Consider the following 14,317-nt stretch of genomic DNA (forward strand, 5'->3'; position numbering starts at 1 on the left):
ATTTTGGCAAACCAAAGATTAGGCAAACCAAGTTCCCTACTGAAGTATAAGCCTTCTTGGATTGCAATCGAATAAAATTGTAAAGGGTTACATTGCAAAAATATTAAATCTTTGGCTTTTTCTCATCATTGTATGGAAATGTGCCAAGCGTTTCGCGGTCGCGGGGGAATAGTAGTATCTGTCAAAAAAAAAGCAGGCACCACCTAATTGGGCGGTTGCCTGCTATCTCGTTCACGATTACTTTTTGGTGTCATCCATTTTAAGGACGGCCATGAATGCTTCCTGTGGAACTTCAACTGAGCCGACTTGTTTCATCCGCTTTTTCCCTTCCTTTTGCTTTTCAAGAAGCTTCCGCTTTCGGGAAATGTCCCCGCCGTAACACTTGGCGAGAACGTTTTTGCGAATTGCTTTTATTGTGGAACGAGCAACAATTTTTTGTCCGATGGCTGCCTGGACAGGCACCTCGAACTGCTGCCTTGGTATGAGGTCCTTCAGCTTTTCGACGATTGCCTTTCCACGTTCAAAGGAAAAATCCTTATGGACGATGAAGCTTAAGGCATCCACCTTTTCCGCGTTCAGCAGAATGTCCATCTTGACCAGTTTGGATGGCTTATAGCCAATCAGTTCATAGTCAAAGGACGCATAACCCCTTGTATTCGACTTAAGCTGGTCGAAGAAGTCATAAACAATTTCGGCAAGCGGGATTTCATATACAATGCTGACACGGTTTTCATCCAAGTATTGCATGTCGATGAAAATGCCCCGTTTATGCTGGCAAAGTTCCATAATCGCACCGACATAATCGTTCGGGGACATCATCGTAGCTTTGACATATGGCTCTTCGACATGATCGATTTTTTGCGGGTCCGGCATATTGGATGGGTTATCCACTTTAAGCTCGGTTCCGTCCGTCATAACAACATGATAAATTACGCTCGGCGCCGTTGTAATCAGGTCGATTTTAAACTCGCGCTCAATCCGTTCCTGAATGATTTCCATGTGGAGCAGGCCGAGGAATCCGCAACGGAAACCGAATCCGAGCGCCTGGGATGTTTCAGGCTCGAACTGGAGAGCAGCATCATTTAGCTCAAGTTTTTCCAGGGCTTCGCGCAGATCGTTGAATTTTGCGGAATCGATTGGATACAGGCCACAGAAAACCATCGGGTTCAATTTCCGGTAGCCTGGGAGCGGCTCGGTTACCCCGCCTTTTGCGTTGGTAATCGTATCCCCGACTCTTGTATCGCTGACATTTTTAATCGAAGCGGTAAGGAAGCCTACATCGCCAACAGTCAGTTCATCGCGCGGCTGCGCTTTAGGCGAGAACACTCCGACTTCATTAACTTCAAATTCTTTGCCCGTTGCTATCATCTTAATTTTATCGCCAACCTTGACTGTGCCGTCTACGACCCTAATATAGGCAACAACGCCGCGGTACGCATCATAAAGGGAGTCGAAAATTAAGGCTTTTAATGGGGCTTCCGGATCTCCCGAAGGAGCTGGAACCTGTTTGACTACCTGCTCAAGAATGTCTTCAATTCCAATACCGGCTTTCGCGGAAGCAAGGACCGCTTCGGAAGCATCAAGGCCGATGACCTCCTCGATTTCATTGCGGACTCGCTCCGGGTCTGCGCTCGGCAAATCAATTTTATTGATAACCGGAAGGATTTCCAGATCATTATCAAGGGCAAGATATACGTTTGCTAGCGTTTGGGCTTCTATCCCCTGCGCCGCATCGACGACAAGGATAGCCCCTTCACATGCAGCGAGGCTTCGCGATACCTCGTATGTGAAATCGACGTGCCCTGGGGTGTCAATTAAATGGAAGATATAGTCTTCGCCGTCTTTTGCCTTATATTTTAACTGGACGGCGTTCAGCTTGATCGTTATTCCACGCTCACGTTCAAGGTCCATCGAGTCAAGCAACTGGTCCTTCATTTCACGAGAGGTTAAGGCATTCGTTTTTTCCAAGATTCGGTCGGCAAGTGTCGACTTGCCATGGTCAATATGGGCAATAATCGAAAAGTTCCTTATTTTCGACTGCCTTTTCAAACGTTCTTCTCTATTCAATAGGGATCACTCCTGTTTTACGCACATGTAGACTATTTTTGATTATATCAGCACAAAAATCAACTTTCAATGAAAAGTGAAGGTTGCTTCGAGGAGATAGAAAACGATTCTCTCTGAAAGTGGAGATGGGAGGAAAGGATGGCATCCCTTACCTCCTCCGCAGGAAAGCAATAAAAAAATATGCCCGTGCCATTCATGGCCGGACAAAAAAGATGGTCTATTACCTTCAAAAAAATTCGAGGATCCCTTTTACCACTCCCGACAAAACGCTTGTCAGCGCCTTGCCCATGGATGAAAACAAATTGAAGCCTTTCGATTCTTCTGATCCCTGGCCCCTTTTATCCAAACTGATTGTGGCGGCGTCTCCGCCCATAATGCTGACTTTCACTTCTTCTCGGCCATCTGTTTCAAGTGAAACCGGCTCCTTAAAACCCGAATCCCCGTATCCCTTTATGCGGTTGATTCCGCCATTTGCCGCCTGCATTCCCCCAAGTACTAGAGCGAACATGATGGCGGCAAGGCCAAGTGCTTTTACAGTAAACAGCTTCATGCCGCTCCCTCCTTCTACTTTTTCTCAGTCGGCTGTTCAAGCGGTTTTCCAACACTTTCAGCCTGCCAGAAATAATCCGCGAAAACATCGGCAAACGCCTCAGCGGACCGGTTCAATTCCTCGAATGTATTATCGACTCCGCCAAATTCAATGAGGATGGCATTTCCTGATAAGTCCTGGTTGTATTTACCGTTCGTTCCTTTTCCCGCTTTTACCCACACGCCTGTGCTCAACCCCTTATAGTTTTTTTCGAGTAGCACGTGAAGGTCTTTTGCGACTTGCAAATTCTTTTTGTAATTAGGATTATCACCGCCGATAATGAATGCCAGCTTTGCATAGGCCGCCCCGTTAATCATTTTGGTCGTGTCTTTTTTACGCTGGGAATCTCTATGGATGTCAATATAATAGGTAATTTCCTTGTTCGTGGCCATCGCTTCTTTAACTACATTCCTTGCTTCGGAATACGATTTTTCATATCCCAATTTCTTGGTAAGCAAATTTTTACTAATGTCAGTTTTATCAACAGTCGTGCCAATCCCCCTTGCTTCGAGGCTTTTCTTCAGCACATTTCCGATTTGGGTAACGTTGATTTTAGAGTGGTAGGCACGATTGGGATCTTTTTCTCCTTTTAAGTATGGTAAATACGACTCCCGGTTATGGGAGAAATAAATGAATACGCCCTCTTTCCATCTCGCAGGTGGGGGACGGTCATTTTTGCCAGTCAAGGGGATATCGCTGAGGTTCTGAAGCGAGGCCTCCCGTTCCGCCCTCATTATTTCAATAGGCGGGGCCGACTCAATAGGCATATTCGTATAATTGGTCCCTTCCCCTGCCACAGCAATCCGGCTGTCGAACAAATATAAGCCTGGCAATTCGCGGCCGAGCAGGCTCCTCGGGTCGTCAAGCTTGATATTGGCCGATACGGATAAAAAGAGATTTGCAAGCTTCGGACTCGCGCCTTTTCCATCTCGGCTCGCGAAATAATGGTTCTCCCAACCCGCGAATTGGTAAAGTAGTTCCGTATTGATTCGGCCTGGCGAATGTCCCAGGCCAAGGGAAGTTTGGGTATTTCCCGTATTAATAGATGCAAGAAGTCCGCTCGCGGTAAAACTGCTAAGAAGAAAGATGGCCAGCAGGGCGACTCCCTTTGCCAGGCCCGTCCCTGATAAGATTAGCGCATTGTTCGACCTCTGTTTCATCGTTCCACCATCCCCACCGATTGATTTACCAGCGGTTCCAAACATGGGATGCCTGAAACCGGATTTCTAGTAAATCATATGACGCCGATAGAGTTGGTAGAACCTGATCCTCTTTTAGTGTGGTTTTCCGTAGTGGTTTGGCTGTTGTTATCTGATTTGAGTGACATCTTTTCAGCTTTTGACCCAATCTTTGTCGCTCATCTCGATTTGAGTGTCACTTTTTCCGGTTTTGGCCAAATTTTTGTCGCTCATCTCGATTTGAGTGACACCTTTTTCGCTTTTGACAAAATCTTTGTCGCTCATTCCGATTTGTGCGACACCTTTTCTGAATTTCAACACAACTTTGTCACCTATCTCGATTTACAAGATGATACATAAAGTAACAACGCTTATCTTGTGTAATAACCCGCGTTCCCTTGATCAACTTCAGAGTGAAGCGCCGAATTCAATCCTGTCGCAATCAGGTTTGCCATATCCTCGATGAATACATCCACTTCCTTTGGCGTAACCATTAAGTTATGCCCTAGGGGAGCAAGTACCTCATGGATTAGCTGGCGCTTCTCATCTTCCTCAAGGGTGCCAACAATGCCAAGGAATGTTTTTCTATGCTCTTCTTCGGGAAGATCTTCATTTGTCAGCTTTGTTTTTTTCCCAAAAGTCATGCCGGCTGGTACGAGCGACCTTGACGGTTTGTTTCCTTCCCTCATCTCCTTGCCAAAATGCTTCAGGACAAAATCGATGGCGTCGCTTGTGATTGAAACAGCATCGACGACTGTGGGTACGCCAATTGCTATGACTGGAATGCCAAGCGTTTCCTTGCTCAGTTCCTTCCGTTTGTTGCCGACCCCAGACCCTGGATGAATTCCTGTATCTGAAATTTGGATTGTCGAATTGACCCTTTCTATCGACCTCGAAGCGAGTGAGTCAACCGCAATCACAAATCCCGGTTTGGTTTTCGCGACGACCCCGTGGATGATATCGCTTGTTTCTATTCCCGTTAGTCCCATGACGCCTGGAGCCAGTGCGCTGACGGACCGATAGCCTTCTTTTACATATTCGGGCTGCAGGTCGAATAGATGCCTTGTCACGAGAAGATTCTCGCAGACGATTGGCCCCAGTGCATCAGGCGTTACATTCCAATTTCCCAGGCCGACAACAAGGCACGAGTCTTCCTTCCTGATTCCCGCGCTTTCCAAAAAAGCGGCAAACTCATCCGAGAATAGTTTTTCGACCTTTTGTTGAAGCTCGGTATCCTGCTGCCGAATGCCCGCGACTTCGATCGTCAGGTAGCGGCCAGGCTTCTTGCCTACATGTTTTTGGCCTTCTTTTGTTATTTCTACTAGGGAGACCTTCATGCCATCAACTTCTTTTTCCTTAATGATGACCCCCTCGATTTCGGAAACATTCCGTTCCTGCCCAATTGTTCCCTGCTTGCCGGCGATTGCCATTTCCCTTGCTTCTACGGCCAGGTCTGTCCTAAGTCCATAGTTGCGAAAATCGAACTTCTCACTCATGCACTTATGCCCCCAAGTCTATTTTAAATTGCCATTCATGTTACTTATTATGTTTTCCTGTATCTGGGCAATTCATTCAAGCTGTCAAGGAAATTGGTTTTACACAATTTATTCCGTGAGTATTGCATTATTTGCATGCGTTTGATAAAATATCTTTTGTTCCTATTTATGTTTATGGAAGTGAAATGTCGAGTTCATAGAAGTGTCTCGGTTCTTTTTTTAGGAGGTGAATGGAATGCCAAACATTAAATCTGCAATCAAGCGCGTAAAAACAAACGAAGCAAACAACGCTCAAAATACAGCTGCAAAGTCTGCAATGCGTACTGCTGTTAAAAAAGCTGAATCCGCAATCGTACTGAACGATGCTGATGCAGCGAAGGAAGTTTTTGCAGGAGCGGTTAGCCAGCTTGACAAAGCTGTTACTAAAGGCCTTATCCATAAAAATGCTGCTGCCCGCAAAAAATCTCGCCTAGCAAAGAAAATCAACGCTCTATAAGAGTGCAAAAGCCTGCTTTCCATTAAGGAGCAGGCTGTTTTTTTTGATTAGGATGTATAAAATTTGTCCAGTTCAAGCGCCAGCGCCTAGTGTACTCCGGTCCAAACGGCGCTAAACGGGCGCTTTCACTTTTTTTATCACGATGGTTTTCCTAGCTTCATGAGGAACATTTCCACAAGGAGGGATTTATCGGCTCCTCCGGTTTTCATCTGATAATCCGCTTCCGCAAGCTGCCCAATCATCCCCGCGAGCTCTTCATCGGAAAACCTCCCCGCAAGCCCCGCCGCCATTTTGACCCTGTATGGATGGACTTTGAGCAAGCCGGCTATTTGCTGTTGGCCATATCCCTTCCTTGCCAGATCTTTTATTTGATAAATGAGACGGAATTGGCCGGCCAGCAGAGCAAGTATTTTAATTGGTTCTTCATTCTGCTTGATTAAATCATAGTAAATCCGGAGTGCATCAGCCGTTTTTCGCTGGACAACCTTATCGGTAAGGCTGAAAATATTTTGTTCAAGCGATTTCGGTATGAGCATTTCCGCAGTCTCCGCATCAATCCTTCCGCCGGGGCCGGCATACAGGGCAAGCTTGTCCAATTCGTTCGACAGCATGAACAGATTGGTTCCGGCAAGCCCGGCAACGATCTCCACTGCCTCCGGCTCGATAGTAAACCCCTTGCGTTTCGCCTGGCCGGCAATCCATTGCTTAAGTTCCTGATCGGAAAGTTTTTTCAGCTCAGCGGTAGCCGCGACCCGCTTTAATTCCTTTGTCACCTTTTTCCGCTCATCAAGCTTTTCATAAGGGGCAAAAAACACCAGAATTGTATACGGTGCGGGCTCCTTTAAGTAAGATTCCAGCCTAGATAGATTGTGTACGATTTTCTCCTTCTGTTTTTCCGAGGTCAGAAAGACTGGATTCTGAACAAAGACAATCTTTTTGTCACCCATAAATGGAAACGTTTCCGCATCTTCAAGCGCCACTTCTATAGGCGTCTCCTCCATGTCATAGGTTGAAAAATTAAAGTCCCGTTCATCTCCAAGCACTTGGTCGAGCAAAAGCTGGCCTGTTTCCTTCATTAAAAACGGCTCTGTCCCGTATAACAAATAAACAGGAGAGAATTGCTTCGCCCTTATTTGTTTCCATATTTCCATTACCATCCTGCAACTCTCCCCAAATGGATTACACCTTTTCTCTCTCTATCCTAAAGAAGCCCGTCCAATTTTACAAGCATCCAAAGGGAATCGGGAGCCAAACCCGATCCCCATTTTATATGAACGCCGGCCCGACAAGTCCCGGGCCTTATCTGCCGGCGGAACGCCTTATTGCTTTTATATTTCGCACCGGACGGGAAAACTATTTGTGTTAAGTACTGACAAAAAGCGGCCGGCGCATGCAGCGCTGGATTTTTTTTAATGGATGGCTTATACTATTATGGAAAATAGGGAGGGGTAGCTTGTGAACGAATTTGAACAAAACGTCCAGAGCAAACGAAACGATGCGATTGATTCAGGGGTTGGCTTCATTGTTTCCTTCGGTTTTTTTGCAACCATGTTCATAATCGCGACAGTCATCCATGCCATTGGTTCTTAATGGATGCCTTCCAAGGCCGCCCGCCGCGGCCTTTTTATTTTTGCCCGAAAGTATTATTTTTTTCCGGTGATGGTCCAGTGTATGGCAAAAAGGTAGAAAAGGTTCCTGAATTTCCTTTAAAACGATAGGAAACAGCTCCATGAATGTCAGTCCTGAATACGGCTGCGCCAATTTCTTCAATCCGTTTCAAGGTTTCCGTGTTCGGGTGGTCGAACCTGTTATTTACTCCAGCTGAAATCAGGACGATTTCGGGCCGGTACGTTTCAAGGAATTGTTCCGATGAAGACGTCCTGCTCCCATGATGGCCAGCCTTGAGTACGTCGATATTCATATTAGGAAACAAATCTGTAATTTCTTTTTCTGCCTGTTCATCCAGGTCTCCCGTAAAAAACCACCCCTTTCCTCCCAAAACGGAATGAATGGAAACTGAACCGCCATTCCGCTCCCCGTCATATCGTTTACCTGGTGAGAGAACATGGAAGTTGTAAGGACCCGCCTGCCAGTAATCTCCCCTTGTTACCTCCCGGATACGGATCCCCTTTTCGGTCGCCAGGCGGATAACCCTTTCTTCCACCTCGGATTTCTCCTTCATGCCCGGAATCATGATTTCGCCAATCTTTATTTCATCCACAATAGCCGCGGCGCCGCCAATATGGTCGATATCGCCATGTGTCAGGATTAACTTGTCTATTTTTGTGATTCCTTTTGCTTTCAAAAAGGGAATGACCGTGTCCCTGCCAGGATCAAATGTTTTTTTTCGCCGCTGCCATTCCTTCTTCCCAAAATCAACAATACCGCCTGTATCGATTAGATAGACCCCCTTTTGGTCGGGTAGCCTTATTAGAATGCTGTCACCCTGGCCAACATCAATCAACGTGATTTCCCCAAATGATGGGGACACCTGCTTGATTCCCACATGTACGGCCAGGAAAAATAGAGGAATACATAGTAAAGCCGTCGCCCTTTTTCCTGGCTGCGATTTTTCCCAAAGAATAAAGGAGCCTATAACAGCCACGGCATAAAATATGATCGCCGGCAAGCCCAAATGCCCAATGTTTAGCTGTAATGGTGCTTTCGCCAGGAATACCGCAAGCCGGTCTGATAAAATAATTCCCTTATTAACAAAAAAAGCTGCTGAATGTGACAAACTGCCAAAAAAGCTTAATGGATATAAAATATACACAGCCGGCATCATAAAGAACGAATAAAGAGGGATATAAATGAGGTTTGCAGCGGCTCCAATCAGCGGAATCCCGTAAAAATGAACTAACAGAATTGGCAGGGCGGCTATCTGGGATATCATAGTCCCAGTAAGAAGGAGGACGGCACCGCCAGTTTTCATCGCCTGTAACGCCCGTGCTGATAATAGTAGCGCAAAGGTAACCGCATAGGATAGCTGAAAACCGGGATCAAACAGGACGAATGGATTAGTGAGTACGTAGGCTCCAAAGGAAAGGGATAGAGCATCCAAAGCGCTGACAGGGAAAAAACGCGGACGAATATTCGCGAGAAGGAGAATTTCGGCCATAAGAACCGACCTGATTACGGATGGAGAGCCTCCTGCTAGAATGGCATAAAGAGGTAGAATGAATAAAAGAATGCCTGACATCCTTTCACGGGTGGCACCCAATCGGATGCCAGCAAATAAGGCTGCCCCCGCTAGAATGGTCACCTGCATGCCGGAAATCGCAAGCAAATGGGTGATGCCTAAATTTTTGTAGGCGCCGCTAACCTCTAGGGGGAATAGCGACTGATCGCCATATACGAGGGCGGCCGCAACCGGAACAGTTCCAGGGGGGAGCTGTCCGGCCATGCCTTTAATCCCCATCTCCCGTACCTTTCCGAGTCTTTCAACGATGCCGGCCGCTTCCATTCCGCACATCCCCAATGGGGCGGCGTCAAGTTTCAGCATCCAATGTACTTTGTTCCGGCTCAAATACTCTCTGTAATCGAAGGCGCCCGGATTCCTCGCACTGGAAGGGAAATCCAATTTCCCTGTCAGCCGGCATGTTCTTCCGACAAAACTTTCTTTTTCAAGGGCTACCTTTTCCATTTCACTTTTTATTTTGTATGTACCCATTACATGTTCACCGGTTCGGGCATCGACAGCTTCCGCAATGAAGAAGTCTCCATCGATTCTGGCGCCGGCCTTGAAACTTAGTGTGAACTCCCTTTCATTTCCGGAAAGAAGTGTTCTGTTTTCCTGGACGGCGTTGTATCCTGATTCGGAAAAAAGTGTAAACACCCCAACTACAAGGACAATAGTAATGAAATCGAACCGTTTTGCTTTTAGCAGGAAAAAAAGATAAAGAAGAAAGTTGAAGAGAATTGGGATCGGATTAAAGAACGCGGTCAAGGTCCCTAAAAGGGCTGCGGGGGCAAGGAGGATGAACTTCCTTTTCATAATTACCTCCAAATGATTTACACTCAAACTGTTCGTGCATGCTTTTTTAAAAAATCAATCCGCGCATCCGCCGCGAAACGGGGGATGCGCAAATTGCATTAGCTGCCAGTTTCCTGGGCAATGGATGGGATGGAGGCAATTTTACTGAAATCGATTATAGTCTCTTTCAATTCCACCTTTTCGGTTTTCACGTTCGCCTTTTCAAAAAGATCAACCGCATAAGGGTGGTTCTTATAATCCTTCGCGTAATAAACCGTTTTAATGCCGGCCTGGATAAGCGCCTTGGAGCATTGCAAACATGGGAAGTGGGTAACATAAATTTCTGCTCCATCGGTAGGAACGCCAAACTTCGCGCATTGCAGGAGCGCGTTCATCTCCGCGTGGATTGTTCGGACGCAATGATGGTCAATGACATAGCAGCCATGGTCCGTACAATGCTCACCGCCGGCAATTGAACCATTGTAGCCGCCGGCAATGATCCGTTTATCCCTTACAATCGTCGCTCCTACTGTCAGCCGGGTACATGTGCTCCTCAAGGCGAGCAAATGGCTTTGCGCCATAAAATATTGGTCCCACGAAATTCTTTCCATTTTTTATTCCCCCTTATGCTGTGTTGGCTGTTTGTCCTTTCAGTTTACCTTCCTTCATCCTATACGGTCAACGGACAGTAATGGAAGACTCGAGCTTTTCATACGTCTTCTCCCCGATTCCGCTTATTTCCTTTAATTGGGCAGTGTCTTTAAAAGGGCCGTTTTTTTCACGGTATTCGATGATGGCCGCCGCCTTGGCGGGACCAATTCCGGGTATTTCCTGAAGGCCCGCTGCATCCGCTTTATTAATGTTGATTTTCCCATCCTCTTTTGGACCGGGTGATTGGATAGCCTGGCTCCCTTCAATTCCCGCCGCCGGTATATAGATAACCATTTCATCCTCGAGCCTTTGGGCAAAATTGACCTGTGCCGCGTCCGCTTTTTCCGTAAGGCCTCCCGCGCGTTCAATCATATCAATGACCCTCTCGTCTTTTCCCGCGCGGTAGACCCCCGGCTTTTTCACTTCTCCTTTCACATCGACGAGAATTTGCTCGTTCTTCTCCTCGGCGTCCGTGTCCGGAAGTTCTGTCCGCTCCTCCAATACCGGGAAATGTTCCGCTTGCCCTACCATTTCCGGGACCGGTTCCCGAAAGAAGCTATAATACAAAAAGATTCCTAATGCGGCAATGGCCGCCACTAAATAGAGTTTATTGCTGCTCAGCCACTCTCTCATTGAAAAAACTCTCCTTAAGGTATAATTTGCTTGTACGATTCATATTGTTGTAGTGGAATTCGTTTGGCCAGGAGGGGATTGGAAGATGAATATCGGCATTATCGGGACAGGTAATATGGGGCGAATTCTTGCAGAAGCGTTTATTGATAGCGGGGCAATAAAAGCGGAGTCCCTTATGGTCGCCAACAGGACGATAGCGAAGGCATTGGAGTTGAAAAAAGTATATCCGGGCATCCAGGTTGCAGAAAAGGCTGAAGAAGTTGCCCGTCATTCGGATATGGTATTTATTTGTGTAAAACCATTGGAAATCCATGCGCTCCTTGGAACGATCGCTTCCTTTCTTACAAAAGAGAAATGCCTTATATCCATAACGAGCCCGATTAGTACAGGCCAGATTGAAACTTTAGTGAATTGCTCTGTCATCAGGGCAATCCCAAGCATTACCAACAGGGCGTTGGCCGGCGCTTGCCTTCTGACATTTGGGGATAAATGCAACCCGGAATGGAAAAACAGAGCGTATGATTTTTTTGCGAAAATATCATCCCCTATCGAGATAGAACAGGAACTTGTCCGTGTTTCATCCGATATCGTGAGTTGCGGCCCCGCGTTTTTCAGCTTTCTTCTGCAGGCATTCATTGAAGCCGCCGAAAAGAAAACAGGAATCGATAAAGAACGGGCCACCAAAATGGCCAGCGCCATGATCGTCGGAATGGGTGAATTGCTTAGCCAGGGGCATTATACATTGCCGACGCTTCAGGAAAAGGTATGTGTGAAAGGCGGTATTACAGGTGAGGGAATAAAGGTTCTTGAAAAAGGGCTTGGGGATTTATTTTATGAATTGCTCAATGCGACCCATACAAAGTTTGAAGAGGATTTACAAAAGGCGGGAGAACAGTATTCTACCAACTAATTCTCCATACGAAGAAATATTTCCTTCTTTTTTTCAAAAAAAATTGGCCAGTTCCATTAAAGAATTGGCCATTTTTTTATTCTTTTTTAGCGACAAAGAAGATCCGTTCTGAATCTGAAACTGGCGAGGAATTTTTAAAATCCGCAGTGATGGAAACAACCGTTAATCCTGCCTCCGTAAGCCAGCCTCGGTAATCTTCAACCTGATACGACCGCTGATAATGGACTTCATCGAAGCGGTCATAACGGCCGTCAGATTCATCGAGGACAAAAAAGCTGATTTCGTGTTCAACACTATATGGTTCATCCCCACTGAAGCTATCCCAAATATACGATACACGATCCCCGTTTAGCGAAAAGGACTTGTTGACGAACCCATTTTCAATCTTATCGGTAGAATGGACATCAAAGATTAGCAGGCCTCCATGCGAAAGATGGGATGCCGCGTGGAGGAACGTGCTTTTGACTTCCTCTTCCGTTCGTAAATAATTTAGCGAATCGCAAAAAATCCCGATAATTCCATAGTTTCCGGGCACTTCAAGCTGAGCCATGTCCTGTTCGTAAAACGGGATGGAGAAACCGGCATCTTCCGATTTTGCCCGGGCTACCGAAAGCATATCCGCGGATAAGTCCACCCCGGTGACGGAAAAGCCTTGCTGAGCAAACCGGAGTGATAGTTCACCTGTTCCACAGCCTAGGTCAAGGAGGGATTTCTCCCTGCCTAGACCGAATTTTTCCCAGGCATTGAGCACATAGGCCACCCATTCATCATACGGGGCATCTTCCATTAATTGATCATACAAATAGGCAAAACGTCCGTAACTCATGGATTCAGGACACTCGAAATGTTTTCGAGCGGAGCATCTCCCCAAAGGCGTTCAAGATTGTAATATGTCCGTTCATCGCGGTGGAAAACGTGGGTTACCACATCGCCAAGGTCGATTAAAATCCACTTCGCTTCATCAAAGCCTTCCATCCTACGGACGCTAAAGCCGTTCTCCTCGGCTTTTTCCTTGATTTCCCTTGCGATTGCCTGTACCTGCTTATCGGAGTTTCCGTGGCAAATGATAAAGTAATCGGCAATGAGCGAAATCCCTTTCATGTTCAGGGCCAGGATATCTTCTGCCCTTTTATCATCGGCGGCCTTTACCGCAATTTCCAACAGCTCTTGCTTGCTCATTCATCAATCCTCCTGTTTTTGACGAGGTCATTATAAGTTAAAAAGGTTTCCGGGTAAACCGGCTGGTTTTTTTTCATTAAAAATGAAATTGTATTCCTTACAGATTGGATAAGCGCGAGATCAAGGTTTTTTTCCGCTAGCTCACGCGTTTCCTCGACACCGGGAAAATTTCGGCCCGGCTCGATATAATCGGCTAGGTAAACGATTTTTTCCAAAAGCGTCATCCCTGGCCGTCCCGATGTATGGTAGCGGATCGCATCCAATATGTCAGGGGCGGTAATCCCAGCCTCCTTTTCAGTGAGAAAAGCGCCTGCGGGGGCATGCCATAATTCCGGACTATACTCGAGCAGGTCCTTGGGATAACCGTTTTCTAGGATGATCTTTCTCATTTCCTCTTTTGGCCGGAATTTCGCATAATCATGAAAAATTGCGGCTAGCTCCGCCTTTTTAGGGTCTGCGCCATACTTCCGGGCAAGGGCTATCGAGGTTTCAACAACACCGAGAGTATGGACATAGCGGTGTTCAGTCAATTGCCCTTTGACGATTCCTAAAGCTTTTTCACGTTCCATATAATTTATTCTCCCAAATATAACTGATGACACTCTCGGGCAAAAGGTATTGAACGGTTTTGCCTTCACGAAGCCTCTCCCGAATCATACTTGACGAAAGGTCGATGGCAGGGACTTCCACCGTTTCTATTGGATAAGTTGTTTCCATGGAGTAGCCCGGACGCTGGACGCCGACAAAGGTAACCAGTTTGAGAAGCTCGTCAATTTTATGCCACTTCGGCAAATATTCAACCATATCGGCCCCAATGATAAAATAAAAATCGTAATCAGTGTGCCTATCGGCAAGAAATTTCATCGTTTCAAACGTGTAGGATGGCCCCGGCCTTTCAAGCTCCGCCTTTTCCACCTTAAACAACCTATTCCCTTTTATCGCAGCTTCAAGCATCGCAAGACGGTCCTCATTTGAAGCGCCTCCCGCCTTTCTTTTATGGGGAGGTTCCTGGTTCGGCATAAACCATATTTCATCAAGGCCAAGGGAATGGCAAACCTCATTCGCAATGATTAAATGGCCTTGGTGCGGCGGATTGAACGTTCCCCCAAGAATGCCTACCTTTTTCATGAAACCTCCTCCTTATT

15 protein-coding genes and 1 pseudogene are annotated in these 14,317 nt (G+C 46.5%); 3 read left to right on the forward strand and 13 right to left on the reverse strand.

What is annotated here, in order from left to right; translation table 11 throughout:
* Positions 1–237: 237 nt before the first annotated feature.
* From lepA to gpr, 5 genes are all read right to left on the reverse strand, one after another.
* A complete protein-coding gene (gene lepA / locus V1499_RS15150) occupies positions 238–2,067 on the reverse strand; it encodes a translation elongation factor 4 (RefSeq protein ID WP_409270720.1) in 1,830 nt (609 codons plus the stop codon).
* Positions 2,068–2,293: 226 nt separating this feature from the next.
* A complete protein-coding gene (locus V1499_RS15155) occupies positions 2,294–2,617 on the reverse strand; it encodes a DUF3679 domain-containing protein (RefSeq protein ID WP_409270721.1) in 324 nt (107 codons plus the stop codon).
* A gap of 14 nt (positions 2,618–2,631) precedes the next feature.
* A complete protein-coding gene (gene spoIIP / locus V1499_RS15160) occupies positions 2,632–3,816 on the reverse strand; it encodes a stage II sporulation protein P (protein ID WP_409270722.1) in 1,185 nt (394 codons plus the stop codon).
* 171 nt (positions 3,817–3,987) lie between these two features.
* The gene (locus V1499_RS15165; protein ID WP_409270723.1) at positions 3,988–4,155 is read right to left on the reverse strand and encodes a hypothetical protein; all 168 of its coding nucleotides are present in this window, start codon (positions 4,153–4,155) and stop codon (positions 3,988–3,990) included.
* A gap of 50 nt (positions 4,156–4,205) precedes the next feature.
* Positions 4,206–5,330 (reverse strand): GPR endopeptidase, encoded by a 1,125-nt coding sequence (gene gpr / locus V1499_RS15170; RefSeq protein WP_409270724.1) that lies wholly within the window; start codon positions 5,328–5,330, stop codon positions 4,206–4,208.
* Between the two features lie 235 nt (positions 5,331–5,565).
* Between gpr and rpsT the strand changes: the two genes are divergently transcribed.
* Positions 5,566–5,826, forward strand: coding sequence for a 30S ribosomal protein S20 (gene rpsT, locus V1499_RS15175; RefSeq protein WP_316571951.1), 261 nt, complete (start codon positions 5,566–5,568; stop codon positions 5,824–5,826).
* 137 nt (positions 5,827–5,963) lie between these two features.
* On the opposite strand, the gene holA is transcribed toward rpsT, so the two are convergent.
* Positions 5,964–6,983, reverse strand: a complete 1,020-nt coding sequence (gene holA, locus V1499_RS15180; RefSeq protein WP_409270725.1) for a DNA polymerase III subunit delta — start codon at positions 6,981–6,983, stop codon at positions 5,964–5,966.
* Between the two features lie 298 nt (positions 6,984–7,281).
* Here holA and V1499_RS15185 point away from each other — a divergent pair, with 298 nt between their 5' ends.
* A complete protein-coding gene (locus V1499_RS15185; protein ID WP_082686880.1) occupies positions 7,282–7,416 on the forward strand; it encodes a YqzM family protein in 135 nt (44 codons plus the stop codon).
* A gap of 34 nt (positions 7,417–7,450) precedes the next feature.
* Here the strand turns inward: V1499_RS15185 and V1499_RS15190 are convergent, their stop codons facing one another.
* The 3 genes and pseudogenes from V1499_RS15190 to V1499_RS15200 all read right to left on the reverse strand — a co-directional run bounded on the left by V1499_RS15190 (position 7,451) and on the right by V1499_RS15200 (position 11,083).
* Positions 7,451–9,820, reverse strand: a complete 2,370-nt coding sequence (locus tag V1499_RS15190) for a DNA internalization-related competence protein ComEC/Rec2 (protein WP_409270726.1) — start codon at positions 9,818–9,820, stop codon at positions 7,451–7,453.
* A 116-nt stretch (positions 9,821–9,936) separates the two neighbouring features.
* Positions 9,937–10,410: pseudogene (locus V1499_RS15195) on the reverse strand (ComE operon protein 2); the annotation flags it as partial.
* 67 nt (positions 10,411–10,477) lie between these two features.
* Positions 10,478–11,083, reverse strand: a complete 606-nt coding sequence (locus tag V1499_RS15200) for a helix-hairpin-helix domain-containing protein (RefSeq protein WP_409270727.1) — start codon at positions 11,081–11,083, stop codon at positions 10,478–10,480.
* 85 nt (positions 11,084–11,168) lie between these two features.
* On the opposite strand from V1499_RS15200, the gene comER reads away from it, so the two are divergent.
* On the forward strand, positions 11,169–11,993 hold the full coding sequence (gene comER / locus V1499_RS15205; RefSeq protein ID WP_409270728.1) for a late competence protein ComER: 825 nt from the start codon (positions 11,169–11,171) through the stop codon (positions 11,991–11,993).
* A 76-nt stretch (positions 11,994–12,069) separates the two neighbouring features.
* Here the strand turns inward: comER and V1499_RS15210 are convergent, their stop codons facing one another.
* From V1499_RS15210 to V1499_RS15225, 4 genes are read right to left on the reverse strand one after another with little or no spacing between them, the layout of a single operon-like run.
* Positions 12,070–12,819, reverse strand: a complete 750-nt coding sequence (locus tag V1499_RS15210; protein ID WP_409270729.1) for a class I SAM-dependent DNA methyltransferase — start codon at positions 12,817–12,819, stop codon at positions 12,070–12,072.
* Positions 12,816–13,172, reverse strand: coding sequence for a ribosome silencing factor (gene rsfS / locus V1499_RS15215; protein WP_409270730.1), 357 nt, complete (start codon positions 13,170–13,172; stop codon positions 12,816–12,818). The genes V1499_RS15210 and rsfS overlap by 4 nt, the downstream gene beginning before the upstream one ends.
* The gene (yqeK, locus tag V1499_RS15220; protein WP_409270731.1) at positions 13,169–13,741 is read right to left on the reverse strand and encodes a bis(5'-nucleosyl)-tetraphosphatase (symmetrical) YqeK; all 573 of its coding nucleotides are present in this window, start codon (positions 13,739–13,741) and stop codon (positions 13,169–13,171) included. Before yqeK ends, rsfS begins: the two co-directional genes overlap by 4 nt.
* Positions 13,731–14,300 carry a nicotinate-nucleotide adenylyltransferase gene (locus tag V1499_RS15225; RefSeq protein ID WP_409270732.1) on the reverse strand — a complete coding sequence of 190 codons (570 nt, stop codon included), beginning with the start codon at positions 14,298–14,300 and terminating at the stop codon, positions 13,731–13,733. Before V1499_RS15225 ends, yqeK begins: the two co-directional genes overlap by 11 nt.
* Positions 14,301–14,317 lie beyond the last annotated feature (17 nt).

The organism is Neobacillus oceani, assembly GCF_046237595.1.
Taxonomy (GTDB): Bacteria; Bacillota; Bacilli; order Bacillales; family Cytobacillaceae; genus Bacillus_D; species Bacillus_D oceani.

Excerpts from the sequence above, each read along its gene's own strand:
- V1499_RS15155 (WP_409270721.1), bottom strand. The coding sequence starts at position 2,617 with ATGAAGCTGTTTACTGTAAAAGCACTTGGCCTTGCCGCCATCATGTTC.
- spoIIP (WP_409270722.1), bottom strand. The coding sequence starts at position 3,816 with ATGAAACAGAGGTCGAACAATGCGCTAATCTTATCAGGGACGGGCCTG.
- gpr (WP_409270724.1), bottom strand. The coding sequence starts at position 5,330 with ATGAGTGAGAAGTTCGATTTTCGCAACTATGGACTTAGGACAGACCTG.
- rpsT (WP_316571951.1), top strand. The coding sequence starts at position 5,566 with ATGCCAAACATTAAATCTGCAATCAAGCGCGTAAAAACAAACGAAGCA.
- holA (WP_409270725.1), bottom strand. The coding sequence starts at position 6,983 with ATGGTAATGGAAATATGGAAACAAATAAGGGCGAAGCAATTCTCTCCT.
- V1499_RS15190 (WP_409270726.1), bottom strand. The coding sequence starts at position 9,820 with ATGAAAAGGAAGTTCATCCTCCTTGCCCCCGCAGCCCTTTTAGGGACC.
- V1499_RS15200 (WP_409270727.1), bottom strand. The coding sequence starts at position 11,083 with ATGAGAGAGTGGCTGAGCAGCAATAAACTCTATTTAGTGGCGGCCATT.
- comER (WP_409270728.1), top strand. The coding sequence starts at position 11,169 with ATGAATATCGGCATTATCGGGACAGGTAATATGGGGCGAATTCTTGCA.
- V1499_RS15210 (WP_409270729.1), bottom strand. The coding sequence starts at position 12,819 with ATGAGTTACGGACGTTTTGCCTATTTGTATGATCAATTAATGGAAGAT.
- rsfS (WP_409270730.1), bottom strand. The coding sequence starts at position 13,172 with ATGAGCAAGCAAGAGCTGTTGGAAATTGCGGTAAAGGCCGCCGATGAT.
- yqeK (WP_409270731.1), bottom strand. The coding sequence starts at position 13,741 with ATGGAACGTGAAAAAGCTTTAGGAATCGTCAAAGGGCAATTGACTGAA.
- V1499_RS15225 (WP_409270732.1), bottom strand. The coding sequence starts at position 14,300 with ATGAAAAAGGTAGGCATTCTTGGGGGAACGTTCAATCCGCCGCACCAA.